The organism is Methylobacterium terricola (genome assembly GCF_006151805.1).
In the GTDB taxonomy this organism is placed as follows: Bacteria; Pseudomonadota; Alphaproteobacteria; order Rhizobiales; family Beijerinckiaceae; genus Methylobacterium; species Methylobacterium terricola.
This window is the reverse complement of sequence record NZ_VDDA01000011.1, coordinates 48,182-74,228: the sequence shown is the minus strand read 5'-3', so window position 1 is coordinate 74,228 and position 26,047 is coordinate 48,182. Positions and strand designations below refer to the sequence as shown.

The following is a 26,047-nucleotide window of genomic DNA, read 5'->3' as shown; positions in this document are numbered from 1 at the left end:
GGGGATGACGTGGGGCGACGGTCCCGCCGGCGCGCGAGCGCCCAAGGATGCCGGTACCCGCTCCTCACACCTCCACGATCTGCCGCTCCCCCGCCAAATCGACGCCGGCCCCGAACTGGAGTGCCGCCAGCTGCGCGTAGAGCCCGCCCCGCGCCAGCAGCGCGTCGTGGGTGCCCTGCTCGGCGATGCGGCCGTCCTCGAGCACCAGGATGCGGTCGGCGGCCCGGATGGTGGCGAGGCGGTGGGCGATGACCAGGGTGGTGCGGCCCTTCATCAGCACGTCGAGGGCGGCCTGCACCGCCCGCTCGCTCTCGGCGTCGAGGGCCGAGGTCGCCTCGTCGAGGAGCAGGATCGGGGCGTCCTTCAGGATCGCCCGGGCGATGGCGATGCGCTGGCGCTGGCCGCCCGACAGGGTGATGCCGCGCTCGCCGACATGGGTCGCGTAGCCCTGCGGCAGGGCGCGGATGAAGCCGTCGGCATGGGCCTGCGCCGCCGCGCGCTCGACCTCGGCCGCGCTGGCCTCGGGCCGGCCGTACCGGATGTTGTCGAGGATGCTGCCGCTGAACACGGTGGGATCCTGCGGCACCAGGGCCATGCGGGCACGCAGGGCCTCGGGCTCGACCGCGTCGACCGGGACGCCGTCGACCCGGACCGCGCCGGATTCGGGGTCGTAGAAGCGCAGCAGCAATTGCAGCACCGTGCTCTTGCCGGCGCCCGAGGGGCCGACCAGCGCCACGCGCTCGCCCGGGGCCACCGCGAAGCTGAGCTCGTGCAGGGCGGCGTGCTCGGGCCGTGTGGGGTAATGGAAGCGCACCCGATCGAAGGCGATCTCGCCGCGCGGCGGCACCGGCAGGGCGCGCGGCCGGTCCGGCGCGCCGATCGCCGGCACGGTGTCGAGGATCTCGCCCAGCCGCTCGGCGGCGCCGGCCGCCAGCGTCAGCTCGCCGTAGACCTCCGAGAGCTGGCCGAGCGCGCTGGCGCCGAACACCGCGTAGAGCACGAATTGCGACAATTGCCCGGCCGAGATCGTGCCGGCGGCGACCCCTTGCGCGCCGTACCACAGCACGCCGACGACGCTGCCGGAGATCAGGAAGATCGCCACGCCCGTGAGCAGCGCCCGCGCCCGCGCCGAGCCGCGGGAGGCGAGGAACGCCTCCTCGGAGGCGGCGGCGAAGCGGGTGGCGGTGGCCGACGCCATGCCGAAGGCCTGCATGGTGCGCACCGCTCCCACCGCCTCGGTGGCGAAGGCCGAGGCGTCGGCGAGCCGGTCCTGCGCCGCCCGCGAGCGGCGGCGCACGCCGCGGCCGGACAGGATCAGCGGGAAGACGATGAGCGGGATCGCGGCCAGCACCAGCACCGAGAGCCGGGGGCTCGTCCACACCATCATGCCGATCGCGCCGGTGAACAGGAAGAGGTTGCGCAGCAGGATCGAGAGCGAGACGCCGAAGACCGACTTCACCTGCGCGGCATCGGCGGTGAGGCGCGAGACCAGCTCGCCGCTGCGCGACCGGTCGAAGAAGGCGGGATCGAGGGTGGTGAGGCGGGAGAACACCGCGGCGCGCAGGTCCGCCACCACCCGCTCGCCGAGGGTCACGACGCAGTAGTAGCGGGCGGCGCTGGCGACCGCGAGGACCGCCACGACGCCGATCAGCCCGCCAAAATACGCGTCGATCATCCCGAGCTCGCCATGGGCGAAGCCGAGATCCACCACCCGCCGCACCGCCACCGGCACCACCAGGGTCGCCCCCGAGGCGGCGATGAGGGCCACGATCGCCGCGGCGATGCGGCCCTTGTAGCGCGCGGCGAAGGGGACGAGGGGCTTCAGCGCCCCGAGGGACGCACGGGGGCGGGCTGTATCGGAACGTGCCATCTGAACTGTCGTGGTGTCCGGGGTGCCGGCGCTTGTTTGGCGCACGGAGGTGAGGTATAGGCCGCCGCTCATCCGATTACGCGCGATCAATGGCCGCGGCCCGAAGCGGAGCGTTCGGCGCGGGTCGCACTCTAGGAATTCGTCATGGCAAAGCAAGCAGCCCCCGTCGCCAAGCAGGCGATCCCCGCCGGCAAGTCGGTCGCGACCCCCAAGGTGGCCCGCACCGCGACCGAGCACCCGGATTACCACTTCATCAAGGTGGTGCTGACCGACGGCAGCTCGTTCATGACCCGCTCCACCTACGGCAAGGAGGGGGACACCCTGAACCTCGACATCGATCCGAGCACGCATCCGGCCTGGACCGGCGGCGAGCAGAAGCTCCTGGATCGCGGCGGCCGCCTCTCGCGCTTCAACTCGCGCTTCGCCGGCATCTCGTTCAACGCCAAGAAGTAAGCCTGACGGCCCTGCTTCGCGCGAAAAAAGCCCCGGCCGCAAGGCCGGGGCTTTTTTCGTGCCCGACACCCGGGCGCTGTCGTGCCGGGGAGGACGCGATGGGCGCCCTCCCCCGCAAGGGTCTCAACCGAAGGCGACCCGCAGCAGGTCGTGCTGGGCGAAGACCGGGCTCACCCGCGGCTCCGGGGTGGGGCGGTCGTCGGAGATCAGCTTGTCGAGGTGGAGGATGCGGGCATGCAAGCGCTTCGACTGGCCGATCAGGGCCTGGAGCGACAGTGGCAGCTCGGCGACGAGGACCGGCGCGGTCTCGTTCGGCTCGACGGCGGTGAGGCGTACCCGGGTCTTCTCCTCGGCGGCCTCGCTCAGGCTCAGCTCGCCCTCGGACACGGCGCGCTGCACCAGCAGCCATGATGCGATCTGCATCAGCCGGGTGGTGAGCCGCATGCTCTCGCTGGCATAGGTCAGGGCGGCGTGGCGGGCGAGCAGGCGCGATTCGTCGCGGCCGGGACCGTCGAGGTAGGCGGCGGTCTCCTCGACGAGGGTCATGCCCTCGCGGAACAGCATCTTGAACCCCTCGGACGCCACGAAGGTCTCGCCGAAGCGCACGGTGGGCTGCTCGTCCCGAAACATCACGTCCATCACGCCCATGATCCCTCCTGTGCCACCGCGACGCCGGTCCCGCCTCGATACGGGACATCCACGGTGCGCTCGGGCTGTCTGGCGCAACGATAACGCCAGAGCGCGGGACGCGCCCCGTCAACCAGTCCTTAACCTTAACGCCAACGCGGCCGGGGGACGGGCGATCCGTGGGCTGGGGAAAATTCCGCCGGGACAGCGGGGAAACCGGAAAAAAGAAAGCCGCCCACAGGGGGGCGGCTGAAAGAGTCGTACAGGGAGGCATCAAACAGAGTGGACAGAGACCACTCGACATCCAGAAAGCTGGACGGGTTTGGTTATCGCCCGGAAGGCTTAAAAAATGGTTAATGCGGATCGAGCGGGGTAGGGAAAGCGCCCGCAGCGCAATCGGATAGGAGGGGGCCTCCGCCGGAGGGCGGCGGACGTCTCACCCGATCGTCGGTGGCCGGATGCGGCGCGGACGATCGCTTCGCCCCGCGGAGAGCCCTGCCGCGGGTGAGACGACGAGAAAGCCCCCGCTTGACGCTGGCCCCCGGCAACCCTGCGTCGATGAGAGGGCGCGCACCTCAAGAACGATAGTGACGCCCCGAGACGTCCCGAAACGGGACATGCCCGTTCCTATCCCACATCAGAACTTGAACGCCGCCCGCGCCGCCTCCTGCGAGGCCTGCTTGCGACGCCGGTCCTCCTCGAGCCGGGCGATCTCGCGCCGCAGGGCATCGATCCGCTCGTCGAGGTCGGACACCGACAGGGCGGAGAGATCCTGGCCGATCTGATGCTGGCCGATCTGATGCTGGCCTTGCGGCCGCGGCCGGTTCTCGGCGTCGTCAAACATCGGTATCCTCCCCTGCGGACGCCCGTCCCGGACACCCGGAATGGTCCTTAGGGCGATCCTTAACGCGATTGACTCGCAGGGGCCATTCCGCCATACACCGGCGCGACGTGACCGCGCCCCATTCGGGCGCGGTTCGCTTTCGTCGAGACATTCTGGACCACGAGGGCCTCGGCGGCGCCACGCGCCCGGCCGGCCCCGGCCTTCGGAGAACGAGCCGTGAAGAGAACCTATCAACCGTCGAAGCTCGTGCGCAAGCGCCGCCACGGCTTCCGTGCCCGCATGGCCACCGTCGGCGGCCGCAAGGTGATCGCCGCCCGCCGCGCCCGCGGCCGCAAGCGCCTTTCGGCGTAAGGTCGGCGCGCGGTGCCGGAGAGCGCCGCGAAGCCCGGCGGTCCGCCGCCGATCGGCCGGATCACCCGGCGCCCGGACTATCTGGCGGCGGCCAAGGGCCGCCGTTTTCATACCGAGCGCCTGACGGCACAGGGCCGCCTGCGGGACGATGGACCGCCGGGCGGCCTGCGCGTGGGCTTCACCGTGACGAAGCGGGAAGGCCACGCCACCGAGCGCAACCGCATCCGCCGCCGCCTCAAGGTCGCGGCGCAGATCGCGGCCGGTCAGGCGGGCGCGGGCCAGCGCGACACGGCGGCCGACGTGGTGCTGATCGGCCGGCGCGACGCCCTCGCGGCGCCCTTCGCGCAGCTGATCGAGGATGTCCGCCAGGCCCTCGGCATCGTCACGAAACCGCGGGGACCGAAACCGTCTTCCGCGGACGGGGGCAGGCCGGGACGCGGCAAGGGCGGCGGCAAGGGCCGGGGCGCGGGCCAGAAGGCTGGCAAGCCGGGGGCAGCCCCGGGACCGGGGCCGTCCGCCCCGAAACGGAATTCGTGAGGCGATCCCGGGCAGCCGGAATCGCCTCGTCGTGTTGGTCGTGAGGGCCGGGATACGGGCCGCCAGGCCCGCCCTCGGCCCCGCTCTTTTGGCGGCAGGCGTCGCGGGTCCATGGGTAACGACAAGACGAACATGATCATCGCCGTCGCGCTGTCGCTGGCGGTGCTGCTCGGCTGGAACTACTTCGTCAGCGCGCCGCAGGTCGAGCGCCAGCGTCAGGAGCAGCTGGCCAAGCAGGCGCAGGCGGCGAAGGACGGTCCGGCGGCGAGCCCACGCGAGGGCGGCCCCGCCTCCCCGCTGCCCGGCACCCTGCCGGGCGCGCCCGGCGGCAACCCGGCACAGGCGGCGAGCCGTGACGAGGCGCTCGCCCGCTCGCCGCGGGTGCGCATCGACACCCCGGCGCTGGCCGGCTCGGTGGCGCTCAAGGGCGGCCGCGTCGACGACGTGCTGCTGAAGAACTACCACGAGACGGTCAGCAACAGCTCGCCGCGCATCGAGCTTCTGTCGCCGATCGGCTCGGCCAACCCGTACTACGCGGAGTTCGGCTGGGTCGGCCAGAATGCCGGCCCGCTGCCGGGCGGCGACACGCTCTGGACCGCCGAGGGCGACGTGCTGACGCCGCAGAAGCCCCTGGTCCTGACCTGGGACAACGGCGCCGGCCTCACCTTCCGCCGGACCATCTCGGTCGACGACAAGTTCATGTTCACGGTCGCCGACGCGGTCGAGAACAAGGGCGCCAACCCCGTCACGCTCTACTCGTACGGCCTGGTCTCGCGCTGGGGCAAGCCGCACACCCAGGGCTACTACGTGCTCCACGAGGGCATGATCGGCGTGCTCGGCGACCAGGGCCTGCAGGAATTCACCTACGACAAGCTCGCCAAGGAGAACCCGCTGGGCGCGCCCGGTACCCGCGGCCATTCCTGGGCCGGCGTGACCGGCGGCTTCCTCGGCATCACCGACAAGTACTGGGCCGCCACCACCATCCCGGACCAGAAGACCGCCTATACCGGCTCGTTCACCGAGCGCGACGAGGGCGCCACCAAGGTCTACCAGGCGAGCAGCCTCGGCGAGGCCAAGTCGCTCGCCCCCGGCGCCACCGTCACCTCCGAGCAGCACCTCTTCGCCGGCGCCAAGGAGGTCGGCACCATCGACGGCTACGAGAAGTCGCTCGGCATCAAGCGCTTCGATCTGCTGATCGACTGGGGCTGGTTCTACTTCATCACCAAGCCGATGTTCAAGGCGCTGGACTTCTTCTACCGGCTCTTCGGCAATTTCGGCGTGTCGATCCTGGTCGTCACCTTCCTGCTGAAGCTGCTGTTCCTGCCGATCGCCAACCGCTCCTACGTCTCGATGGCCAAGATGAAGGCCGTCCAGCCGGAGATGACCGCCATCCGCGAGCGCTACGCCGACGACAAGGTGAAGCAGCAGCAGGCGATGATGGAGCTGTACAAGAAGGAGAAGATCAATCCGGTCGCCGGCTGCTGGCCGGTGCTGGTGCAGATCCCGGTCTTCTTCGCGCTCTACAAGGTGCTGTTCGTCACCATCGAGATGCGGCACGCGCCGTTCTTCGGCTGGATCCGCGACCTCGCGGCGCCGGACCCGACCTCGATCTTCAACCTGTTCGGCCTGCTCCCCTACACCCCGCCGGACTTCCTCCACCTCGGCATCTGGCCCATCATCATGGGCATCACGATGTTCGTGCAGATGAAGATGAACCCCGCGCCGCCGGACCCGGTCCAGGCGCAGGTCTTCACCTTCATGCCGATCATCTTCACCTTCATGCTCGGCTCGTTCCCGGCCGGCCTGGTGATCTACTGGGCCTGGAACAACACCCTGTCGGTGATCCAGCAATACGTGATCATGCGGCGCAACGGGGTGAAGGTGGAGTTGTGGGACAACCTGCGCTCGACGTTCTCCCGCGCACCGAAGACGGCGAAGGCCAAGAGCTGAGATGAGCGATCAGCCTCAGCACGAGACCCTTGCCGAGGCCGAGAAGGAGGCCGCCCTGCGCGAAGCGGGGCGGCTGCTCTTCGCGGGCTCCGCCGACTTCTTCTACGCCGCCGACAAGCTCGAGATCCTGCCGCCGATGCGGGGTCACGAGATCGCCTTCGCGGGCCGCTCCAACGTCGGCAAGTCGAGCCTGATCAACGCGCTCACCGGCCGCAACGCCCTGGCGCGGACCTCGCATACGCCCGGCCGCACCCAGCAGCTCAACTTCTTCGACGTGGGCGGCGGCAAGCTCATCCTCGTCGACATGCCGGGCTACGGCTACGCCGCGGTCGAGAAGGCCAAGGTCGCGGCCTGGACCGAGCTGATCCACGCCTACCTGCGCGGCCGGGCCAACCTCGCCCGGGTCTACGTGCTGATCGACTCGCGCCACGGCATCAAGCCGAACGACGCCGAGGTGCTGGACGGGCTCGACAAGGCCGCGGTCTCCTACCAGATCGTGCTGACGAAGTCGGACGCGCTCAAGAAGGGCGAGATGGAATCCCGGCTCGATGCCACGAGGGCGGCCATCGCCCGGCGGCCGGCGGCCTATCCCGAGATCATCCTGACCTCGAGCCGCACCGACGACGGCGTGACGGACCTGCGCGCCAGCATCGCCCGGCTGCTGTCCGAGCGCGGCGAGTGATGCACCCCGCCGATCGCGCCCTTGTCGCGCTCGCCGGCCTCGCCGGCGCGCTCGGCGTCGGCCTGTCGGCGGCGGCTGCCCATATCGCCGGGGCGACGAGCCTCGCGACGGCAGCGCAGTTTCTGCTGTTCCATGCCCCTGCCCTTCTCGCCCTCGCGCTCCACGCCGGCAGCGGGCGGGCGCATCCCGGGGTAGCCCGGGCAGCGGGATTTGCCCTGGCCCTCGGCCTGGCGCTGTTCTCCGGCGATCTCTCGGTGCGGGCGCTGCTGCAGGTGCCGCTGTTTCCGATGGCCGCGCCGAGCGGCGGCATGATTTTGATCCTCGGCTGGATCCTGGTCGCGATCGCGGCGCTCGTGCCGGCCAAGCGCTGACACCCAGCCCCGGGGCCGTTTTCTTCCTTACGGCCAAGCTTCCTTTACTCCTCCCCCCTGGACAGAACCCCCCTGCGGTCCACATCTGCGGCAAACACGCGGAGACCCAGGCATGAACCCGCTCAAGACGCTGCACGCCGAACAGGACCAGGCCGTCTGGCTCGATTTCGTGGCCCGGGGCTTCGTCCAGGAGGGTGGTCTCAAGCGGCTGGTCGACGAGGACGGCCTGCGTGGCGTGACCTCGAACCCGGCGATCTTCGAGAAGGCGATCGGCCATTCGGACGAGTACGACGACGCCTTGAAGGCGGCGGGCGACGAGCGGGTGATCGACCTCTACGAGGGGCTGGCCATCGCCGACATCCAGGCCGCCGCGGACGTGCTGCGTCCGGTCTTCGACGCGAGCGGCGGCCAGGACGGCTTCGTCAGCCTGGAGGTGTCGCCCTATCTCGCCCTCGACACCGCGGAGACCCTGGCGGAGGCGCGGCGCCTGCACAAGGCCGTGGCCCGCGACAACCTCATGGTGAAGGTGCCGGCGACGCCCGCGGGCATCCCGGCGATCCGTGACCTCACGGCCGACGGCATCAGCATCAACGTCACGCTGCTCTTCGCGCAGGACACCTACGAGGAGGTGGCCAGCGCCTATATCGAGGGTCTGGAGACCTTCGCGGGCAAGGGTGGCGACATCGGCCGGGTCGCGAGCGTGGCGAGCTTCTTCATCAGCCGCATCGACGCGGCGGTGGACAAGCTGCTGGACGAGAAGATCGCGGCGGCCAACGATCCGGACGAGAAGGCCGCCCTGGAAGGCCTCAAGGGCAAGGTCGCGATCGCCAACGCCAAGCTCGCCTACCAGCGCTACAAGCGGCTGTTCGCCGGGGATCGCTGGCACACGCTCGCCGAGAAGGGCGCCCATCCGCAGCGCCTGCTCTGGGCCTCCACCGGCACCAAGAACAAGGCCTATTCCGACGTGCTCTACGTCGAGGAGCTGATCGGCCCCAACACCGTCAACACCATCCCGCCGGCGACGATGGATGCCTTCCGCGACCACGGCAAGGTGCGGGCGAGCCTGGAAGAGGGCGTCGACGAGGCCGAGCGGGTGATGGCCCATCTCGCCAAGGCCGGCATCGACATCGACGCGGTGGCGCGCCAGCTCGTCGAGGAGGGCGTGCAGCTCTTCGTCGACGCCGCCGACAAGCTGCTCGGCGCGGTCGCCGGCAAGCGCCAGACATTCCTGGGCGCCGGGCTCGACCGGCAGGCGCTCTCGCTCGGAAGCCTCGACGAGACGCTGAAGAAGGCCATCGAGACCTGGCGCAAGGACAGGCTGGTGCGCCGCCTGTGGCAGCGCGACGCCTCCGTGTGGAGCGGCGCCGACGAGGCGCAGTGGCTCGGCTGGCTCACCATCGTCGAGGACGAGGCCAGGAAGGCCGCCGAGTACGCCGCCTTCTCGGCGGAGGTGAAGCAGGAGGGCTTCACCGACGCGGTGGTGCTCGGCATGGGCGGCTCCAGCCTCGGGCCGGAGGTGCTGGCCGAGACCTACGGCCAGCAGCCGGGCTTCCCGCGCCTGCGCATCCTCGATTCGACCGATCCGGACGAGGTCCGGGCGGTCGAGGCCGCCGTGAACCTCGAGCGCACCCTGTTCATCGTCGCCTCGAAGTCGGGCTCCACCCTCGAGCCCAACGTGTTTCGCGACTACTTCCTCGGCCGGATGCGCGACGTGGTCGGGCCCGACAAGGCCGGCCGGCACTTCGTCGCCGTGACCGATCCCGGCTCGGCGATGGAGAAGGCAGCGAAGGACGACGGTTTCCGGCGCATCTTCTACGGCGTGAAGCAGATCGGCGGGCGCTACTCCGTGCTCTCGGCCTTCGGCCTGGTGCCGGCCGCTGCGATGGGCCTCGACGTGGCGGCGTTCCTGGCGAGCGCCCGCACCATGGTGCGCTCCTGCGGCTCCGACGTGCCGCCGGACCTGAATCCGGGCGTGCAGCTCGGCCTGGTGCTGGGCAAGGCCGCGACCGAACAGGGCCGCGACAAGGTCACGCTGATCGCGTCGCCGGGCATCGGCACCTTCGGTGCCTGGGCCGAGCAGCTGATCGCCGAATCGACCGGCAAGGAGGGCAAGGGCCTCATCCCGATCGACGGCGAGCCCCTGGCCGCTCCCGCTGCCTATGGCAAGGACCGGGTCTTCGTGTACCTGCGCCTCGACGAGGGGGCGGATGCCGCGCAGGACGCGGCGGTCAAGGCGCTGGAGGAGGCCGGCCACCCGGTGGTGCGGATCGCGCTCGCCGCCAAGGCGAGCCTGCCGCAGGAATTCTTCCGCTTCGAGATCGCCACGGCGGTGGCGGGCGCGGTGCTCGGCATCAACCCGTTCGACCAGCCCGATGTCGAGGCGAGCAAGATCAAGACCCGCGAGCTGTTCTCGGCCGCGGAGACGAACGGCGCCCTGCCGGCCGAGACGCCGGTGGCGGAGGATGACGGGCTGGCCCTCTATACGGATGCCGGCAATGCCGAGGCCCTGCGCCAGGCCGGTGCCGGCTCGGATCCCGACAGCTGGATCAAGGCGCAGATCGCGCGGGTGGGTCCGGGCGACTACGTCGCCCTTCTCGCCTACGTCACCCGCAACCCGGAGCATCTGAAGCCGCTCCAGGAGGCCCGGGTGGCGCTGCGCGAGGCCAAGCACGTCGCGACCTGCGCCGAGTTCGGGCCGCGCTTCCTGCACTCGACCGGCCAGGCCTACAAGGGCGGGCCCGACAGCGGCGTCTTCCTGCAGATCACCTCGGAGGCGCCCGATCTCGCCATCCCGGGTCGGAGCCTCGGCTTCGCCACGGTGATCGCCGCCCAGGCGCGGGGCGATTTCGGCGTGCTCTCCGAGCGCGGCCGCCGGGCCCTGCGCGTCCACATCAAGGGCGATGTGGCGAAGGGGCTCGACCGGCTGAAGTCGGCGCTTAGTTAGGGCAATTGTCCGGTCCCCCCTCTCCCATCCGGAAACGGGGGACCGGACCAGTGACGAGACAGGGCTCGACGCCCACGGGCCGCCGGCCCCGGCCTCGCCGGCGAGGAGTGACGCGATGCAACTCGGCATGGTCGGTCTCGGTCGGATGGGCGGCAACATCGTCCGCCGGCTGCTGCGCAACGGGCACACGGCCGTCGTGTTCGACCAGGATCCCAAGGCCGTGGCGGCCCTGGTGCAGGAGGGGGCGGTCGGCGCCGACAGCCTCGAGGATTTCGTCGCGAAGCTCGACGTGCCGCGCACCGCCTGGGTGATGCTGCCGGCCGGCGACCCGACCGAGGTCACGGTGATGAAGATCGCCGGCCTGATGCAGCCCGACGACGTGATCATCGACGGCGGCAACTCGTTCTACAAGGACGACATCCGCCGCGCCGCCGAGCTCGACGAGAAGGGCCTGCACTACGTCGATGTCGGCACCTCCGGCGGCGTCTGGGGTCTGGAGCGCGGCTATTGCATGATGATCGGCGGCCACAAGGCGGCGGTCGACCGGCTCGACCCGATCTTCTCGACCCTGGCGCCGGGCCTCGGCGAGGTGGAGCGCACGCCGGGCCGCGACGGCCGCGACCCCCGCGCCGAGCACGGCTACATCCATGCCGGCCCGAGCGGCGCCGGCCACTTCGTCAAGATGATCCATAACGGCATCGAGTACGGCCTGATGCAGGCCTATGCCGAGGGCTTCGACATCCTCAGGCACGCCAACTCGACCGAGCTGCCGGAGGCGCAGCGCTTCGACCTGAATATCGGCGACATCGCCGAGGTGTGGCGCCGGGGCAGCGTGGTCTCGTCCTGGCTCCTCGACCTCACCGCGACCGCGCTCGCCGGCGACGAGAACCTCGATGCCTTCTCGGGCCACGTCGCCGATTCCGGCGAGGGCCGCTGGACCCTGAACGCCGCGATCGAGGAGGCAGTGCCGGCCCACGTTCTGTCCGCCGCGCTCTACGCCCGCTTCCGCTCGCGCCAGGGTGCGACCTACGCCGACAAGCTGCTCTCGGCGATGCGCAAGGGCTTCGGCGGCCACCAGGAGCCGAAATGACGAGTTCCATGGCCGAGGGGGCCGCGCCCCCTCCCGCCTGCACCCTGGTGATCTTCGGGGCGACCGGCGACCTCACCCACCGGCTGCTGATGCCGGCGCTCTACAATCTCGGCCGCTGGGGCCTCTTGCCGGAGGACTTCTCCGTGATCGGCGTCAGCCGCTCGGAGATGTCGTCGGAGGAGTTCCGCTCCGAGCTGAGCGAGACCGTGCGCGGCTTCATCACCGCCAAGGGCGGCGAGGCCGGCGGCGGCGCGTTCGACGAGGGGGTGTGGAGCGATCTCGTCGGGCGGGTGCACTACCGCTCGGGCGACCTGTCGGATTCGGCCTCCTTCGAGGAGCTGAAGGGCACGATCGCCGAGGTCTCGGGCCAGGAGAACGGCGGCAACGTGCTGTTCTACCTCGCGGTCGCCGCCAGCCTGTTCGGGCCGACCATCGCGAGGCTCGGCGAGGCTGGGCTGACCGAGGAGGGCGAGGATCGCTGGCGCCGGGTGATCATCGAGAAGCCGTTCGGCCACGACCTGCCCTCGGCGGAACAGCTCGATGCCGACATCCTGAAGGTCCTGTCCGAGGACCAGATCTTCCGCATCGACCACTTCCTCGGCAAGGAGACGGTGCAGAACATCATGGCGTTCCGGTTCGGCAACGGCCTGTTCGAGCCTTTGTGGAACCGCGATCACATCGACCACGTCCAGATCACCGTCGCCGAGACCGTGGGCGTCGAGGGCCGTGGCAAGTTCTACGAGGCCACCGGCGCGCTCCGCGATATGGTGCCGAACCACCTGTTCCAGCTCTACACCCTGGTGGCGATGGAGCCGCCGATCTCGTTCGAGGCCGAGGCCGTCCGCGACAAGAAGGAGGAGGTGCTGCTCGCCACCCCCTCCGCCAGGCCCGAGGATGCGGTGCGCGGCCGCTACACGGCGGGTGAGGTCCAGGGCAAGGCGGTGAAGGATTACCGCGAGGAGCCGGAGGTCGCGGGCGACAGCGACACCGAGACCTTCGTGGCCCTGAAGCTCGGCATCGACAACTGGCGCTGGGCGGGGGTGCCGTTCTACCTGCGCACCGGCAAGGCGATGACCCGGCGCGACACCGAGATCGCGATCCGCTTCAAGCAGGCGCCGCTGTCGCTGTTCAAGGGCACCAACGTGCGCGAGGACGTGCCGAACTGGCTGGTGCTGCAACTCCAGCCCGACGAGGGCATCTCGCTGCAATTCGGCGCCAAGGTCCCGGGCCCGGCGGTGCGGCTCGGCAGCGTCGACATGCGGTTCTGCTACAAGGACTACTTCAAGACCGAGCCGAGCACCGGCTACGAGACCCTGATCTACGACGCGATGATCGGCGACCCGACCCTGTTCCAGCGCGCCGACATGATCGAGGCCGGCTGGCGCATCGTCCAGCCGATCCTCGACGCCGCCGACAAGGGCGACCTCACGACCATCCCCTACGGGGCCGGCAGCGCCGGACCGAAGGAAGCGGATGAACTGTTGACCCGGGATGGGCGCGCCTGGCGCTCGCTGGAGCATCAGCCATGACCGCCCTCCCTGCGGGCCACGAGGTTCTGCCCGATTCCGACGCCGTCGCCCGCGCGGCGGCGGAGCGGCTGGTCGCGGTCGCAGCGGCGACGCAGGATCGGGTCGGGATCTGCCTGTCGGGCGGCTCGACCCCGAAGCTGCTCTACCGGCTCCTCGCCGGGCCGGAGTTTCGCGATGCGCTGCCCTGGGACCGACTGCATTGGTTCTTCGGCGACGAGCGGGTCGGCGACGATGCGGAGGCCGGCAGCAACCGGCGCCTGGCCGAGGAGGCATTCGGGGATCGGGTGCCGGACGGCCAGCTGCACCCGATCCCGACCGACCGCCCGGCGCAGGCCGCCGCCGACGCCTACGCGGCGACCTTGCGGACCTGGTACGGCGCCGACGCCCTCGACCCTGCCCGGCCGCTCTTCGACCTCGTGCTCCTCGGCCTCGGCGAGGACGGCCACACCGCCTCGCTGTTCCCGGGCAAGCCCGAGGCAAACGAGCGCGACGCCTGGGTGGTGGCGGTGCCCGAAGCGGGCCTCGCGCCCTTCGTGCCACGGGTCAGCCTGACCCTGCCGGCCCTCGGCTCCACGCCGCTGATCCTGTTCCTGGTCACCGGCGCGGGCAAGCGGGCGCCGCTCGCCCGCCTCGCGGCTGGCGAGGACCTGCCGTCGGGCCATGCGAAGGCCCGGGGCGAGACGGTGTGGCTGCTCGACGAGGCGGCGGCGGGCTGAAAGCCCGCCTCGCCGCCGGAGGCGGCTTCCGTCAGACGAAGTGCTTCGACAGCTTCAGCCCTTGCGCCTGGTAGTTCGAGCCGGCGGCGCTGCCGTAGAGGGCGGCCGGGCGCCGGGCCATGCGCTCGTAGACGAGGCGGCCGACGATCTGGCCGTCCTCCAGCATGAACGGCACGTCGCGGGAGCGTACCTCGAGCACCGCCCGGGCGCCGCTGCCGCCGGCCTCGGCATGGCCGAAGCCCGGATCGAAGAATCCGGCGTAGTGGACCCGGAACTCCCCGACCAGGGGATCGAACGGCACCATCTCGGCGGCGAAGTCCGGCGGCACCTGCACCGCCTCCTTCGAGGCCAGGATGTAGAACTGGCCCGGATCGAGGATCAGCGTGCCGGAGCCGTCGGCCCGCAGGGGCTCCCAGAACTCGGCCACCGGATAGGAGCGGGGACGGTCGACATCGACGAGGCCGGTATGGCGCTTGGCGCGGTAGCCGATCAGCCCGTCGAAGCCCGAGAGATCCACCGAGACGGCGACGCCGCCCTGGAACGAGGGATCGGCGGCATCGACCAGCGGCGAGGCCGCGTGCAGGCGCGCCAGCGCCGCATCGTCGAGCCGCACCGCGCCACGGCGGAAGCGCAGCTGCGACAGGCGCGAGCCGGTGCGCACCAGGACCGGGAAGGTGCGGGGCGAGATCTCGGCGAAGAGCGGACCGGCATAGCCGGCCTCGACCATGTCGAATTCCCGCGCCTGATCGGTGATGACGCGGGTGAACACGTCGATCCGCCCGGTCGAGCTCTTCGGGTTCGCGCTCGCCGCGAGGTCCGGCGGCAGGGCCAGCCCCTCCTGCAATTCGGCGATGTAGACGCAGCCGGTTTCCAGCACCGCGCCCTGGCGCAGGTCGATCTCGTGCAGCTTCAGCTTGTCGAGGCAGGCGGCGACATCGCGGGTGCGGCCGGGCAGGAAGCTCGCCCGCACCCGCCAGGCCCGGGCGCCGAGGCGCAGGTCGAGGCTCGCCGGCTGGATCTGGTCGTCCGCGAACGCGGCCGCGGGCCGGATCACCCCGGCGGCGGCGAGGCCTGCGATGCTCTCCGCCGATTGAATCCCGTCCTCGAGCTTCACCATGACCTGTCCATCCTCGATGGTCTCTTGTCGTAGGCCAGGGTTTCGATGAGGTGAAGACTCTCACGCCTCGTCCCGGACGCCCCTCGTCACGGCAAGCGCCAGGCTCGCCCGCGCGATCGCCCCCATGGCGGTCAGCCCGGCGAGCGCGCTCGCGATCGGGGCCAGCCGGTCCGGCCACAGGATCATGGCGGCGAAGGCGGCGGCGGCGACGAGGTCGGCCCCCTTGCCGCCGGCAAGGATCAGCGAATGCAGGTCGGGCCCGGGCAGCGCGGTCCCGGTCCGGGCGGCGAGCAGGATGGTGAGGCGGCCCGCCGCCATCTCCAGCAGGAGCGCCGCGACGAGCGCCGCCGCCGGCCCGCCCGGCGCGCGCCAGACTAGCGCGAGGGCGAGGGCCGCACGGATCCAGGGCCCCTCCCCGGCTCCCGCGCGCTGCCGGCCGAGCAGCGCCGACCCCGCCCAGGCGGCGAGCAGGGCGAGCGCGGCGAGGTCGGCACGCAGGGCGAGAGCGAGCGCGGCGGCGAGCCCTGTGGACGGGTGAAGAAGCCTCATGACCGGGTGGGGCGCCTCGTGCAGGATTACCGACTCCAATCGTCGGCGATTGACGATCCAGGAGGCCGGACGTACCACGACGCCCGCCGGCCGTCGCGCTTACGCGCAGGCCGCCAGCGGAGGTTCCCTGATGTACAAGGCCGAGACCCGCGGCATCAGCGTGGCCGTGCAGCCGCGCTTCGTCGAGGAGGAATCCTCGCCCGACAGCGGCCGCTACTTCTTCGCCTACACGGTGGAGATCACCAATAACGGCAGCGAGCAGGTCCAGCTGCGCTCCCGCCACTGGCGCATCGTCGACGGGCGCGGCGAGATGCAGGAGGTGCGGGGCGCCGGCGTGGTCGGCAAGCAGCCGGTGCTCGGCCCGGGCGAATCGTTCAGCTACACCAGCGGTTGCCCCCTCACGACGCCGGACGGCACGATGGAGGGCACCTACACGATGGCGACCGCCGACGGCCGCAGCTTCGAGGCGGCAATTCCGGCCTTCTCGCTCGATTCGCCGCATGTGCGCCGGGTGATGCACTAGCGATCATCCGTGCTCCGGCGTCTGGGGGTGATTGCGCCGGCGCGGCTGTCGGGGGCGGAGGGCTTGCGCTAAGACCGGGGCTTCTCTCACCTGCGAGACAGCCCGCCCCGATGACCAAGACCGGCCCCCGCCTGACCCCGCTCGAACTCCTCGCCCGGCTGGTCTCCTTCGACACCGAGAGCCAGAAGTCGAACCTGCCGCTGATCCACTGGGTGGCGGAGTACCTCGACGCCTGGGGCGTGCCCTACGTGATCGCCCCCAACGAGGCCGGCGACAAGGCGGCGCTCTTCGCCACGGTCGGGCCGATGCGGGACGGCGGCGTGGTGCTGTCCGGCCATACCGATGTGGTGCCGGTGGCCGGGCAGTCCTGGACGAGCGATCCCTACACCCTGCGCATCGCCGACGGCCGGGCCTATGGCCGCGGCGCCGTCGACATGAAGGGCTTCGACGCGCTCTGCCTCGCGCTGGTGCCGGAGATGCTGGCGGCCGATCTCAAGACGCCGATCCACATCCTGCTCTCCTACGACGAGGAGCTGACCTGCCTCGGCGTCGCCGACGTGATCGCCCGCTTCGGAGAGGATCTCCCGCGGCCGGGCGCAGTGATCGTCGGCGAGCCGACCGACCTCGAGGTCGCCGACGCCCACAAGAGCATCTACACCTACCGCACCACGGTCCACGGCCACGAGGCGCATTCCTCGAAGCCGGCGCTGGGCGCCAATGCCGTGATGGCGGCGGCCGAGCTGGTGGCCGGCCTCAACCGCATCGCCGATCAGGTGGCGGCCCGCGGCGACGCGAGCGGCCGGTTCGATCCGGGCTACACCACGGTCCATGTCGGGGTGATCGGCGGCGGTACCGCCCGCAACATCCTGCCGAAGGCCTGCGAGTTCCAGTGGGAGTTCCGCGGTTTGCCGGATCTCCCGCGCGACGAGATCCCGAACCTGTTCGCCGTGGAGGTGGAGCGGGTCACCCGCGAGCGGCTCAACCGCTTCGGCGATTACGGCCGCGTCGAGACCGAGGAGGATGCCGCGGTGCCGGGCCTCGCGCCGGAGCCCGGCTCCCCGGCCGAGCGCCTGGCCCTGCGGCTCGCCGGCCGCAACCACACCATCACGGTGCCCTACGCCACCGAGGCCGGCCGCTTCCAGCTCGCCGGTCTGCCGACGGTGGTCTGCGGCCCGGGCTCGATCGACCAGGCGCATCAGCCGGACGAGTACATCACGCTGGCGGCGCTCGAGGCGGGCGAGGGCTTCCTGCGGCAGCTGGTGCGGGATTGCGCGGCGGGGTGGAGCCCGGTTTGAGGCCGTTTCGCCTCGCGATGACGATTCGCTGACAAACCGGCCCGGGATCCCCTCTCCAGGCGGTCCCGGGCTTGCCCGGTATCGCTACGGGGCATGGGCGACGGGCAGGCGCGATCGGAGATCGCGCGAGGGTGGAGACGGTGCCGAATGAGGCTCCCGCCGTCCGTCCGCCAGCACGACAATCCGAGTCTTACACCGAAGTGCGTCACCGACCCCTCACCCCTCTCCCACACGGGAGGGGGCGACACGCTCTCCTTTTGAACGGGGACGGATGTTCCGGACCGGGCTCAAGGCCGCCGCGCCAGCGCCAAGCCCAAACCGGCTCCGAGCAGCAGCCCACCCGTCACCCGGTTGCGCCAGCGCCCGCGCGCCAGCACGGCTCGCGCCCGTCCCGCCGCCAGGGCCCACACGGCGTCGAGGCCAATCGCCAGAACCAGGAAGGTCGCGGCGAGCAATCCGAGCTGGCCGAGGGGATCGGCGTCGCGGCTGACGAACTGGGGCAGGAAGGCGCCGAAGAACAGCAGCGTCTTCGGGTTGGTCAGCGCGACGAGGAAGCCGCGCAGCGCGATTCTCCGGGCGGCCCGTGGCTGCGGTGCGGTCTGCGCGAGGTCGATCGCGGGAGCCCGCCAAGCCCGGATTCCAAGCCAGACGAGGTAGCCGACGCCGAGCCAGCGCAGCACCTCGAACCACGTCGCCATGACGCTCAGCATCGCCGAGAGGCCGGCGACGGTGAGAGCGAGCTGGACCCCGAGGGCGAGGCTGGTGCCCGCGACGGTGACAAGGCCGTAGCGGCTGCCATGGGCCACGCTGTTGGCGACGATCAGGGCGACGTTGGGGCCCGGGATCAGGATCAGGACGATCGTGGCGGCGACGAAGCCGAGATAGAGATCGAGGGGCATTCCAGCGTCCGGCGGTGAATCGGACGGCAGCGTGCCATGCCCGCCGCCGCCCCGCCAGACGTCGATCTTACTGCTGCGCCGGCTGCGTCGTGGTGGTGCCGGTGGCCGCCGGGGTATCGGTCTTCGCCGCGTCGGTCGTCTTCGCCGCATCGGCCTTCGACGGCTGCTGGCCGAGATAGACGTATTCGGGCGCGGCGCGGAGCTGGTCCTTGTCGGTATTGATCACGGCCTTCAGGGTCTTGTCGTCGACCCGGGTGACCTGCAGCGCCTCCCGCGCGACGGAGACGTACTTGGTGCCGAGGCCGAGGAAGCCGCCGACGCCGACGACGTAGGACTTCACCGCGAGATCCGGCCCGAGCACGATGTCGGCCACCGAGCCGATGGTCTCGTTGGCGCCGTTCACGATGCTCTGGCCGATCATCTTCGAGGCCATGAGGTCGCTCGGCTCCTGCGCGACGAAGGTCGGCCGCAGGTCGTTGTTGAGGGTGGCCGGGGTGCCGGGAACGGGTTTCGGGCCGCTCGCATCCTGCGCCAGACCGGCGCTGGCGCCAGCGACGAGGAGGAACGCGGCGGCGAGGAAGGGGCGGGACATCGACGGCTCCGGCTTCGTGCGCCCGACACGCTCGGGCGCAGGGAGAGTCGGTTGCGGTGCGAAAAGTTCCGTCGCGCCCAACCTTTTCGCCGCGTCAGGCCTCGGCCGAACGGGCGATCTCGGCCTCGACCTCGGCCGGATCGAGATCGTAGTGCCGCGAGCAGAACTCGCAGGTGATGCCGATGCGGCCGTCCTCACCGACGATGTCCCGGCGCTCCTCGGATGAGAAGTTGCGGATCATCCCCATCACCCGGTCGCGCGAGCAGCGGCAGGCCTCATGCACGCCTTGCGCCTCGAACACCCGCACGCCGCGCTCGTGGAACAGGCGGTAGAGCAGACGCTCGCTCGACACGGTCGGATCGACGAGCTCGTGGTCCTCGATCGTCGCGATCAGGGACTTGGCCTCGACCCAGGCGTCGTCCTCCCGCGACGCGGCGTCGTCGAGGAGCGCGTGCCCCTCCGGCAGGTCGCCCGGCGGAAGGTCGGCCAGCCGCGCCCGGTCGGGCGAGTGCGGCAGGAACTGCACCAGCAGGCCGCCGGCGCGCCAGTTCCCCCCCTCGCCCTCGACCTGCTCGGCGACGGCGAGGCGGACCCGGGTCGGGATCTGCTCCGACTGGCGGAAATACTGGTGCGCCGCCTCCTCGAAGCCCTGGCCCTCCAGCGCCACCACGCCCTGGTAGCGGCTCTGGGCCGAGCCCTGGTCGATGGTCATGGCGAGATGGCCGTGGCCGAGAAGCGCCGCGGTTCCGGCGCGCGGCCCGGCCGCGGCGACCCGGTCCGCATCGAAGCGGGCGGTGGCGCGCACCCGGTCCGGCGCCTCGAAATCGACCACCACCATCTCGACCGGGCCGTTCGACTTGGTCTGGAGCTGGAACCGGCCCTCGAACTTGAGCGAGGAGCCGAGCAGCACCGTCAGCGCCGCCGCCTCGCCGAGAAGCCGCGCCACCGTGTCGGGGTAGCCGTGCCGGCGCAGGATGGTGTCGACGGAGGGGCCGAGGCGCACGGCGCGGCCGCGCACGTCGAGGGGCTCGACCGCGAAGGGCAGGATCGCGTCGTCGCGGCCCTCGGAACCTTGGGCGCCGGGAGCTTGGGAAGAAGAGGTGTCGGACATGCTGTCACCGCCGCCGGCTCCGCTGAAGGCCGGCTCTCGCGCACGATCTGAAGGTCTCCCGGCGAGGGGTCTTCCGCGCGAGCCGCGCCGCATGGACTCGCATGGAGCGGGCAGGCGGAGCGAAGGGGCGGGAGACGCCGCGGCGAGAGACCGGCGTATCCCGCTATATGGGGGATCGGGCGATGTTTTCGAAGGGGTTAGTGCCGGGGGCGGAGCGTCGGGGCCCGCTCAGCCGGCCTCGGAGGCGCCGATGACCCCTGACGTCATCCTGGGGCCTCGCGGCGGAGCCCTGGGTCCGTCGCCGCTGGTGATACGAGACGAAGCGGAACGCTGCCCGCCCTGTCCTGCCTCGTCAGCGGTGATGGATCCCGGGTTCTCGCCGAGGCTCGCCCCCGGATGGGAAGCGCGCCGGCCGGATCGACCGGGTCAACCGGTCGGACGCTCCCTCAGAGCACCGCCCCGAGGCACCAGGCCAGGATGCCCTTCTGGGCGTGGAGCCGGTTCTCGGCCTCGTCGAACACCACCGATTGCGGCCCGTCGATCACCTCGGCGGTGACCTCCTCGCCGCGATGGGCCGGCAGGCAGTGCATGAACACCGCGTCCTTGGCCGCCGCCGCCATCAGCCGGCCGTTGACCTGGTAGGGCATCAGCAGGTTGTGGCGGTGCGCCTCGTCCTCGTCGCCCATCGAGACCCAGCAATCGGTCACGACCGCATCGGCCCCCGCCACCGCCTCGAACGGGTCGGCGGTGATGGTGAGCTCGGCGCCCTCGGCCTTGGCCCGGGCGATGAGGCTCTCCGGCACCGGCATCTCCGGCGGGCAGGCGACGTTGAGCTTGAAGTCGAAGCGCGCCGCGGCGTGGGCCCAGGAGGCCAGCACGTTGTTGGCGTCGCCCGACCAGGCCACGGTGCGGCCGGTGATCGGGCCGCGATGCTCCTCGAAGGTCAGCACGTCGGCCATGATCTGGCACGGATGCGAGTCCTTCGTCAGGCCGTTGATCACCGGGACGGTGGCGTACTCGGCCAGTTCCAGCATCATGCCGTGATCGAGGATGCGGATCATGATCGCATCGACGTAGCGCGACAGGACCCGGGCGGTGTCGGCGACGGTCTCGCCGCGGCCGAGCTGCATCTCCCGGCCGGTGAGCATCAGGGTCTCGCCGCCCAGTTCCCGCATCGCCACGTCGAACGAGACGCGGGTGCGGGTCGAGGGCTTGTCGAACACCATCGCCAGGAACTTGCCGGCGAGCGGCCGCTCGGCCGGCGGCTCGCCCTTGCGGCGGCGGCGCTTCAGCTCGGCGCAGGCGTCGAGGACCGTGCGCAGCTCGGTCTTCGAGAAGTCGGTCAGGTCGAGGAAATGCCGGGGGGCCGGCGCGATCTTCACGGGCGCATTCATCACTCGGCGGCCCTCCGGCCCCTCGTCTCCATGGCGGCACAGGCCGCCTCCAGCTTGTCGATCGCCGCGGCCACCTCGTCCTCGCCGATGGTCAGCGGGGGCAGGAGGCGCACGACGTTGTCGCCGGCCGGGATCACCAGCAGGTGCTCGTCCCGGGCGGCGGCGGCGAAATCGGTGTTGGTGACCACGAGGCGCAGGCCCATCATCAGGCCCTCGCCGCGCAACGCATCGATCACGTCGGGATAGCGGTCCTTGAGCGACGCGAGGCGCTGCTTCAGGAGCAGGCCGGTCTGACGCACATGATCGAGGAAGCCCGGCGCCAGGATGATGTCGAGCACGGCGTTGCCCACCGCCATGGCGAGGGGATTGCCGCCGAAGGTGGTGCCGTGGGTGCCGACGGTCATGCCGCGGGCGGCCTCGCGGGTGGCGAGGCAGGCGCCCATCGGAAAGCCGCCGCCGATCCCCTTGGCCGAGGACAGGATGTCGGGCGTGACACCCGACCATTCATGGGCGAACAGCTTGCCGGTGCGGCCGATGCCGGTCTGGACCTCGTCCATGATCAGCATCAGGCCGTGCTCGTCGCAGAGCGCGCGCAGGGTGCGCAGCCACTCGTGCGGCACCACCCGCAGGCCGCCCTCGCCCTGGATCGGCTCGATCATCAGGGCGGCGGTCTCAGGGGTGATGGCGGCCTTCAGCGCCTCGAGGTCGCCGAACGGCACCTGGTCGAAGCCGTCGACCTTCGGGCCGAAGCCGTCGATGTACTTCTGCTGGCCGCCGGCCGCGATGGTGGCGAGCGTGCGGCCGTGGAAGGCGCCCTCGAAGGTGATGATCCGGTAACGCTCCGGGTGGCCGCCGGCGGCGTGGTACTTGCGGGCCATCTTGATGCAGGCCTCGTTGGCCTCGGCACCGGAATTGGCGAAGAACACCACGTCGGCGAAGCTCGCCTCGGTCAGCCGCTGGGCCAGCCGCTCGGCCTCCGGCACCTCGAACAGGTTCGAGACGTGCCAGACCTTCTGGGCCTGCTCGGTCAGCGCGGCGACGAGGTGCGGGTGGCCGTGGCCGACCGAGTTGACCGCGATGCCGGCGCCGAAATCGAGGTATCGCGAGCCGTCTCGGGCGATGAGCCAAGCGCCCTCACCGCGCTCGAAGGACACCTTGGCCCGGGCGTAGGTCGGCAGCAGCGAGGAGGTCACGATCTCGTCTCCGTCGCGGTCGAGTGAGTCGGTCGACCGTAAAACAAAGCGCCGCCTCGAAGGGCGGCGCGCGCGGATACTATGGAACGAGAGCGCCCTGTCAACGCCGTGGAGCGACGATGACGCCGAGATGACGCCGAGATACCCTTGCCGAGACCCCCGGCCCGGGGTTGCGGCCGGACTTCCTTCGGGGCACAGACCCTGTCGCGGCCGGTCTCGGCCGCGCCGCGGCGGGCCGCCGCGGGCCGACGGACCGGCCTTCACTCCGGCGGGCGCCACGCCCCGGACGGGCCTGGTGGGAGACCAGACAGATGAGCGCGACCCTCGACCGCCTGAAGGAGCTCGGCCTCACCCTGCCGCCGGCCGCGGCACCGGTGGCGAACTACGTCGGCTTCCAGCGCAGCGGCAACCTGGTGATCATCTCGGGCCAGCTGCCCTTCGGGGCGAACGGCCAGATCGACCCGGCCCACAAGGGCAAGGTCGGCGCCGCGGTCTCGCCGGAGGCCGCGGCCGAGGCGGCGCGGCACTGCGCCCTCAACGTGCTGGCGCAGCTGCGCGCGGCCGCCGGCAACCTCGACGAGGCGGTGGTGTCCTGCCTGCGGCTCGGCGGCTTCATCAACGCGGCGCCGGGCTTCTCGGCCATCGCCGGCGTGATGAACGGCGCCTCCGACCTGATGGTGCAGGTGCTGGGCGAGCGCGGCCGCCACGCCCGCTCGACGATCGGCGTCGCCGAGCTTCCCCTCGACGCCGTCGTCGAGGTCGAGGGCATGTTCGAGATCCGCTGAGCCGGGACGCATCGCGACAATGACCGAACGCCTCGCCCCCGGCTGGCTGACCGCCCGCCCGATCGCCCATCGCGGCCTGCACGACAGGGCCGCCGGCATCCCCGAGAACACGGTCGCGGCCGCCGAGGCCGCGATCGGTGCCGGCTACGCGATCGAGTGCGACGTCCAGCTCAGCCGGGACGGCGAGGCGATGGTCTTCCACGATGCCGGGCTCGGCCGGCTCGCCGGCACCGACGGCCTGGTGCGCGAGCGCGACGCCGCCGACCTGACGCGCCTGACGGTGCTCGGCAGCGGCGAGCGCATCCCGACCCTGCCGGAGTTTCTCGGCCGGATCGCCGGCCGCACGCCGCTGGTCGTCGAGGTGAAGACCCGGCATGACGGCGACCTCGCGCTCGCCCGCCGCACCGCCGCGATCGTCGCGGCCTATGACGGTCCGGTGGCGGTGAAGTCGTTCGATCCGGTGGTCGTCGGCGCGCTCGCCGACCTCCTCCCGGGCATTCCCCGCGGCATCGTGGCGGAGAGCCGGCACGACGACCCGTCCTATGCCGGCCTCACCGAGGCGGAACGGCACGGGCTCGGCCAGCTGCTGCACGTGTCCGAGAGCCGGCCGGACTTCCTGTCCTGGCGCGTCGACGACCTGCCGAACGCCGCCACCCATCTCTGCCGCCTGCTCGGGCGGATGCCGGTGATGACCTGGACCGTGCGCAACGAGGCGCAGGTGCGCCTCGCCCGGGCCCATGCCGACCAGATGGTGTTCGAGGGCTTCCGGCCCTGATCACGGCCGGATCGCCGTAAGGGACGGTTCAGGGCCTCGGGTTCACGGCCTTGCCGGAAGCTGGAACCAGGCGAACCGCGGCGGCAGGCCGGCGAGCGCCGCCGAGGGGCATTCGGCGCTCAGCGAATCCGCCACGGCATCGGCCTCGTCCATCGCGAGGCCGACCTGCAGCACGTCGTCGATCACCGCGATGGCGCCGGAGCGCACGTCGTAGACGGTCCAGCCGTCCCGGTCACGGCGGATGTCGTAGCGGAGGGCATGGAGCGGCATGGGGGTCGGTCCCGGCTGGTGAGGACTGGCGTAGTCCGGTGAAAGCACGGTCGATGTGCCGGCGCGCACGCGGCGCGGCGGGCGGGTGATCGACCGAGATGCAGTGGAAGCGCGACGCTGCTGATCCCCCCGTTGAGGGCGGAGGGGTCACCCCCGCCCGATCGGCCCGGCCCGCACGTAGCCGCGCGAGATCAGGCGGTCGCGCTGGCGGGTGCGCCGCTCCGCCTCGCCGAGATCGGCGAGCGCGTCGGCGATCGCCCGGCGCAGGGCGAGCGCGGCGTCGCCCCCGGCGGCCGTGAGGTAGGCCACCGCGATCGTCTCGACGCCGGGCGATCGCCCGTCCCATCGCTCCGCCGGCTCGTGATTCATGGCTTCCCGCTCGCCGCTGCACGTCGCCGGCACCGGCCGACTCACGCTAGAACATACAGTGAACAAGCCACGGGGAGGGCGAGTCGGTCAAGCTGTGTTCGCGCCTGCCGGGCGCGCGGCGGGCCGCGATGTGGATAGCGGGGAGAGAGCCCGTCAGGGCTCCCGCGTCGCCGCCGGGTCGCCGGTGCGGATCGGGGCCTCGACATAGCGCCCCCGATCCGGCACCGCCACGGCGGAAAAGTCGTGGGCGAGCCGGTGCAGCGCTTCGCGGAGCCCCGGGCCGCGCAGGGGCCGGCCGTGGCCGGTGAGCGCCAGTTCGGGCTCGAGCTGCGCCAGCGCCTCGACCGAGCGCCCGGCCGCGTCCCAGTCGATCGTCAGGTAGCGCGGCGGCCCGTGCATCTCGGGCGCCTGGGTGGCGACGGCGTAAACCGATTCCTGCGCCGTGGTCACGAAAGCGTCGCCGGCGATCAGCGTCCGGTCGCCGGCGCGCCAGAGCGAGACGTGGCCCGGCGCGTGGCCGGGGGTGTGGATCCAGCGCCAGCCCGGCAGCGGCGGCACGCTGCCGTCCTCGGGCAGGAGGTGCAGGCGGGCGCCGACATCGACCGGCTTCGTCGGGAAGAGCGGCGAGAGCCGGGCGACGAGACCGCCGCCGACGCTCGGGTCGGGGGCCGGATAGGCGCCGCTGCCGTCGAGATAGGGCCGCTCGAGCGGATGCGCCCAGACCGGCGCGTCCCATTCCTCCGCCAGATCCTCCAGCACGCCGACATGGTCGAAATGGCCGTGGGTGAGCACGATCGCCGCCGGTCTGGCACCCTGGCCGAAGCGGGCGGCGGCGGCGGATTCGATCGCGCTGCGCGAGCCCATGATCCCGGCATCGACCAGCACCCAGCCCCGGTCGCCGGCCCCGGGCGGTCCGAGATAGGCGACGTTGACGATGGCGTGGCGCTGATAGGCGAGGTCGGGGCGGAGCGCGTGGGTGCCGTCCGGTCCAGCGGGGACGTCGGCGACGCAATCGCGGCCGATCGGGATCTGCTGGGTCATGCCGGCACCTCGCGGTGGATCGCCCGGCTAATGCCCCACTGGAGTATCGGTTCCCGTGCGCATGCGCACGGACGGCTTGCCCCCGTGACGTTTCCGCCACGGCTACCGGGAAACACACGAATGCGAAACGATCGCGGCATCACTCCGGCTTTTTCGCGGCTAGCATCATC

General features: G+C 71.3%; 27 protein-coding genes. 14 read left to right on the top strand and 13 right to left on the bottom strand.

Going from position 1 to position 26,047, the window contains the following annotated elements; translation table 11 throughout:
- Positions 1 to 64: 64 nt before the first annotated feature.
- Complete coding sequence (locus FF100_RS21645) at positions 65 to 1,870, bottom strand: ABC transporter transmembrane domain-containing protein (protein WP_139037818.1); 1,806 nt, start codon at positions 1,868 to 1,870, stop codon at positions 65 to 67.
- Positions 1,871 to 2,083: 213 nt separating this feature from the next.
- Between FF100_RS21645 and rpmE the strand changes: the two genes are divergently transcribed.
- The gene (rpmE, locus tag FF100_RS21640) at positions 2,084 to 2,323 is read left to right on the top strand and encodes a 50S ribosomal protein L31 (protein WP_246102221.1); all 240 of its coding nucleotides are present in this window, start codon (positions 2,084 to 2,086) and stop codon (positions 2,321 to 2,323) included.
- Between the two features lie 123 nt (positions 2,324 to 2,446).
- Here the strand turns inward: rpmE and rcdA are convergent, their stop codons facing one another.
- Together rcdA and FF100_RS21630 are read right to left on the bottom strand one after the other, a co-directional pair.
- Positions 2,447 to 2,971, bottom strand: a complete 525-nt coding sequence (gene rcdA / locus FF100_RS21635; RefSeq protein ID WP_139037816.1) for a protease adaptor protein RcdA — start codon at positions 2,969 to 2,971, stop codon at positions 2,447 to 2,449.
- A 616-nt stretch (positions 2,972 to 3,587) separates the two neighbouring features.
- Positions 3,588 to 3,794, bottom strand: a complete 207-nt coding sequence (locus FF100_RS21630; protein ID WP_139037815.1) for a DUF1192 domain-containing protein — start codon at positions 3,792 to 3,794, stop codon at positions 3,588 to 3,590.
- Between the two features lie 216 nt (positions 3,795 to 4,010).
- Between FF100_RS21630 and rpmH the strand changes: the two genes are divergently transcribed.
- The 9 genes from rpmH to pgl all read left to right on the top strand — a co-directional run bounded on the left by rpmH (position 4,011) and on the right by pgl (position 13,964).
- Positions 4,011 to 4,145, top strand: a complete 135-nt coding sequence (gene rpmH, locus FF100_RS21625; protein WP_010300405.1) for a 50S ribosomal protein L34 — start codon at positions 4,011 to 4,013, stop codon at positions 4,143 to 4,145.
- A 12-nt stretch (positions 4,146 to 4,157) separates the two neighbouring features.
- On the top strand, positions 4,158 to 4,682 hold the full coding sequence (locus tag FF100_RS21620; RefSeq protein ID WP_139037814.1) for a ribonuclease P protein component: 525 nt from the start codon (positions 4,158 to 4,160) through the stop codon (positions 4,680 to 4,682).
- 111 nt (positions 4,683 to 4,793) lie between these two features.
- On the top strand, positions 4,794 to 6,632 hold the full coding sequence (gene yidC, locus FF100_RS21615) for a membrane protein insertase YidC (RefSeq protein ID WP_139037813.1): 1,839 nt from the start codon (positions 4,794 to 4,796) through the stop codon (positions 6,630 to 6,632).
- 1 nt (position 6,633) lies between these two features.
- Positions 6,634 to 7,314 carry a ribosome biogenesis GTP-binding protein YihA/YsxC gene (gene yihA / locus FF100_RS21610; RefSeq protein ID WP_139037812.1) on the top strand — a complete coding sequence of 227 codons (681 nt, stop codon included), beginning with the start codon at positions 6,634 to 6,636 and terminating at the stop codon, positions 7,312 to 7,314.
- Positions 7,314 to 7,685, top strand: a complete 372-nt coding sequence (locus FF100_RS21605) for a DUF423 domain-containing protein (RefSeq protein WP_139037811.1) — start codon at positions 7,314 to 7,316, stop codon at positions 7,683 to 7,685. The genes yihA and FF100_RS21605 overlap by 1 nt, the downstream gene beginning before the upstream one ends.
- A 112-nt stretch (positions 7,686 to 7,797) precedes the next feature.
- On the top strand, positions 7,798 to 10,629 hold the full coding sequence (locus tag FF100_RS21600) for a bifunctional transaldolase/phosoglucose isomerase (RefSeq protein WP_139037810.1): 2,832 nt from the start codon (positions 7,798 to 7,800) through the stop codon (positions 10,627 to 10,629).
- A 115-nt stretch (positions 10,630 to 10,744) separates the two neighbouring features.
- A complete protein-coding gene (gnd, locus tag FF100_RS21595; RefSeq protein ID WP_139037809.1) occupies positions 10,745 to 11,719 on the top strand; it encodes a phosphogluconate dehydrogenase (NAD(+)-dependent, decarboxylating) in 975 nt (324 codons plus the stop codon).
- Entirely contained in the window at positions 11,716 to 13,248 is a 1,533-nt protein-coding gene (zwf, locus tag FF100_RS21590; RefSeq protein WP_139037808.1) for a glucose-6-phosphate dehydrogenase, read from the top strand. The genes gnd and zwf overlap by 4 nt, the downstream gene beginning before the upstream one ends.
- Positions 13,245 to 13,964, top strand: a complete 720-nt coding sequence (pgl, locus tag FF100_RS21585; protein ID WP_139037807.1) for a 6-phosphogluconolactonase — start codon at positions 13,245 to 13,247, stop codon at positions 13,962 to 13,964. Before zwf ends, pgl begins: the two co-directional genes overlap by 4 nt.
- 31 nt (positions 13,965 to 13,995) lie before the next feature.
- Here pgl and FF100_RS21580 read toward each other — a convergent pair whose 3' ends face one another.
- The gene (locus FF100_RS21580) at positions 13,996 to 15,081 is read right to left on the bottom strand and encodes a 2'-deoxycytidine 5'-triphosphate deaminase (protein ID WP_139037806.1); all 1,086 of its coding nucleotides are present in this window, start codon (positions 15,079 to 15,081) and stop codon (positions 13,996 to 13,998) included.
- Positions 15,082 to 15,141: 60 nt separating this feature from the next.
- Positions 15,142 to 15,630 (bottom strand): hypothetical protein, encoded by a 489-nt coding sequence (locus FF100_RS21575; protein WP_139037805.1) that lies wholly within the window; start codon positions 15,628 to 15,630, stop codon positions 15,142 to 15,144.
- Between the two features lie 130 nt (positions 15,631 to 15,760).
- On the opposite strand from FF100_RS21575, the gene apaG reads away from it, so the two are divergent.
- Positions 15,761 to 16,153 (top strand): Co2+/Mg2+ efflux protein ApaG, encoded by a 393-nt coding sequence (apaG, locus tag FF100_RS21570; protein ID WP_139037804.1) that lies wholly within the window; start codon positions 15,761 to 15,763, stop codon positions 16,151 to 16,153.
- Between the two features lie 110 nt (positions 16,154 to 16,263).
- A complete protein-coding gene (gene argE / locus FF100_RS21565) occupies positions 16,264 to 17,448 on the top strand; it encodes an acetylornithine deacetylase (RefSeq protein ID WP_139037803.1) in 1,185 nt (394 codons plus the stop codon).
- Positions 17,449 to 17,735: 287 nt separating this feature from the next.
- Here argE and FF100_RS21560 read toward each other — a convergent pair whose 3' ends face one another.
- The 5 genes from FF100_RS21560 to FF100_RS21540 form a co-directional block, all read right to left on the bottom strand.
- A complete protein-coding gene (locus FF100_RS21560; RefSeq protein WP_139037802.1) occupies positions 17,736 to 18,347 on the bottom strand; it encodes a LysE family translocator in 612 nt (203 codons plus the stop codon).
- Between the two features lie 67 nt (positions 18,348 to 18,414).
- Entirely contained in the window at positions 18,415 to 18,939 is a 525-nt protein-coding gene (locus tag FF100_RS21555; RefSeq protein WP_139037801.1) for a PRC-barrel domain-containing protein, read from the bottom strand.
- A gap of 94 nt (positions 18,940 to 19,033) precedes the next feature.
- Positions 19,034 to 20,050: an Hsp33 family molecular chaperone gene (locus FF100_RS21550; protein ID WP_139037800.1), complete on the bottom strand. Its 1,017-nt coding sequence runs from the start codon at positions 20,048 to 20,050 to the stop codon at positions 19,034 to 19,036.
- A gap of 446 nt (positions 20,051 to 20,496) precedes the next feature.
- Positions 20,497 to 21,444, bottom strand: a complete 948-nt coding sequence (gene argF / locus FF100_RS21545; protein ID WP_139037799.1) for an ornithine carbamoyltransferase — start codon at positions 21,442 to 21,444, stop codon at positions 20,497 to 20,499.
- The gene (locus tag FF100_RS21540; protein ID WP_139037798.1) at positions 21,444 to 22,637 is read right to left on the bottom strand and encodes an aspartate aminotransferase family protein; all 1,194 of its coding nucleotides are present in this window, start codon (positions 22,635 to 22,637) and stop codon (positions 21,444 to 21,446) included. The genes argF and FF100_RS21540 overlap by 1 nt, the downstream gene beginning before the upstream one ends.
- Before the next feature lie 311 nt (positions 22,638 to 22,948).
- Here FF100_RS21540 and FF100_RS21535 point away from each other — a divergent pair, with 311 nt between their 5' ends.
- Positions 22,949 to 23,422 (top strand): RidA family protein, encoded by a 474-nt coding sequence (locus tag FF100_RS21535; protein ID WP_139037797.1) that lies wholly within the window; start codon positions 22,949 to 22,951, stop codon positions 23,420 to 23,422.
- Between the two features lie 19 nt (positions 23,423 to 23,441).
- The gene (locus FF100_RS21530) at positions 23,442 to 24,197 is read left to right on the top strand and encodes a glycerophosphodiester phosphodiesterase family protein (protein ID WP_139037796.1); all 756 of its coding nucleotides are present in this window, start codon (positions 23,442 to 23,444) and stop codon (positions 24,195 to 24,197) included.
- 42 nt (positions 24,198 to 24,239) lie between these two features.
- Here FF100_RS21530 and FF100_RS21525 read toward each other — a convergent pair whose 3' ends face one another.
- From FF100_RS21525 to FF100_RS21515, 3 genes are all read right to left on the bottom strand, one after another.
- Entirely contained in the window at positions 24,240 to 24,467 is a 228-nt protein-coding gene (locus tag FF100_RS21525) for a hypothetical protein (RefSeq protein ID WP_139037795.1), read from the bottom strand.
- Between the two features lie 147 nt (positions 24,468 to 24,614).
- Entirely contained in the window at positions 24,615 to 24,836 is a 222-nt protein-coding gene (locus FF100_RS21520) for a hypothetical protein (protein WP_139037794.1), read from the bottom strand.
- A gap of 153 nt (positions 24,837 to 24,989) precedes the next feature.
- Entirely contained in the window at positions 24,990 to 25,877 is an 888-nt protein-coding gene (locus tag FF100_RS21515) for an MBL fold metallo-hydrolase (protein WP_139037793.1), read from the bottom strand.
- Between the last annotated feature and the right edge of the window lie 170 nt (positions 25,878 to 26,047).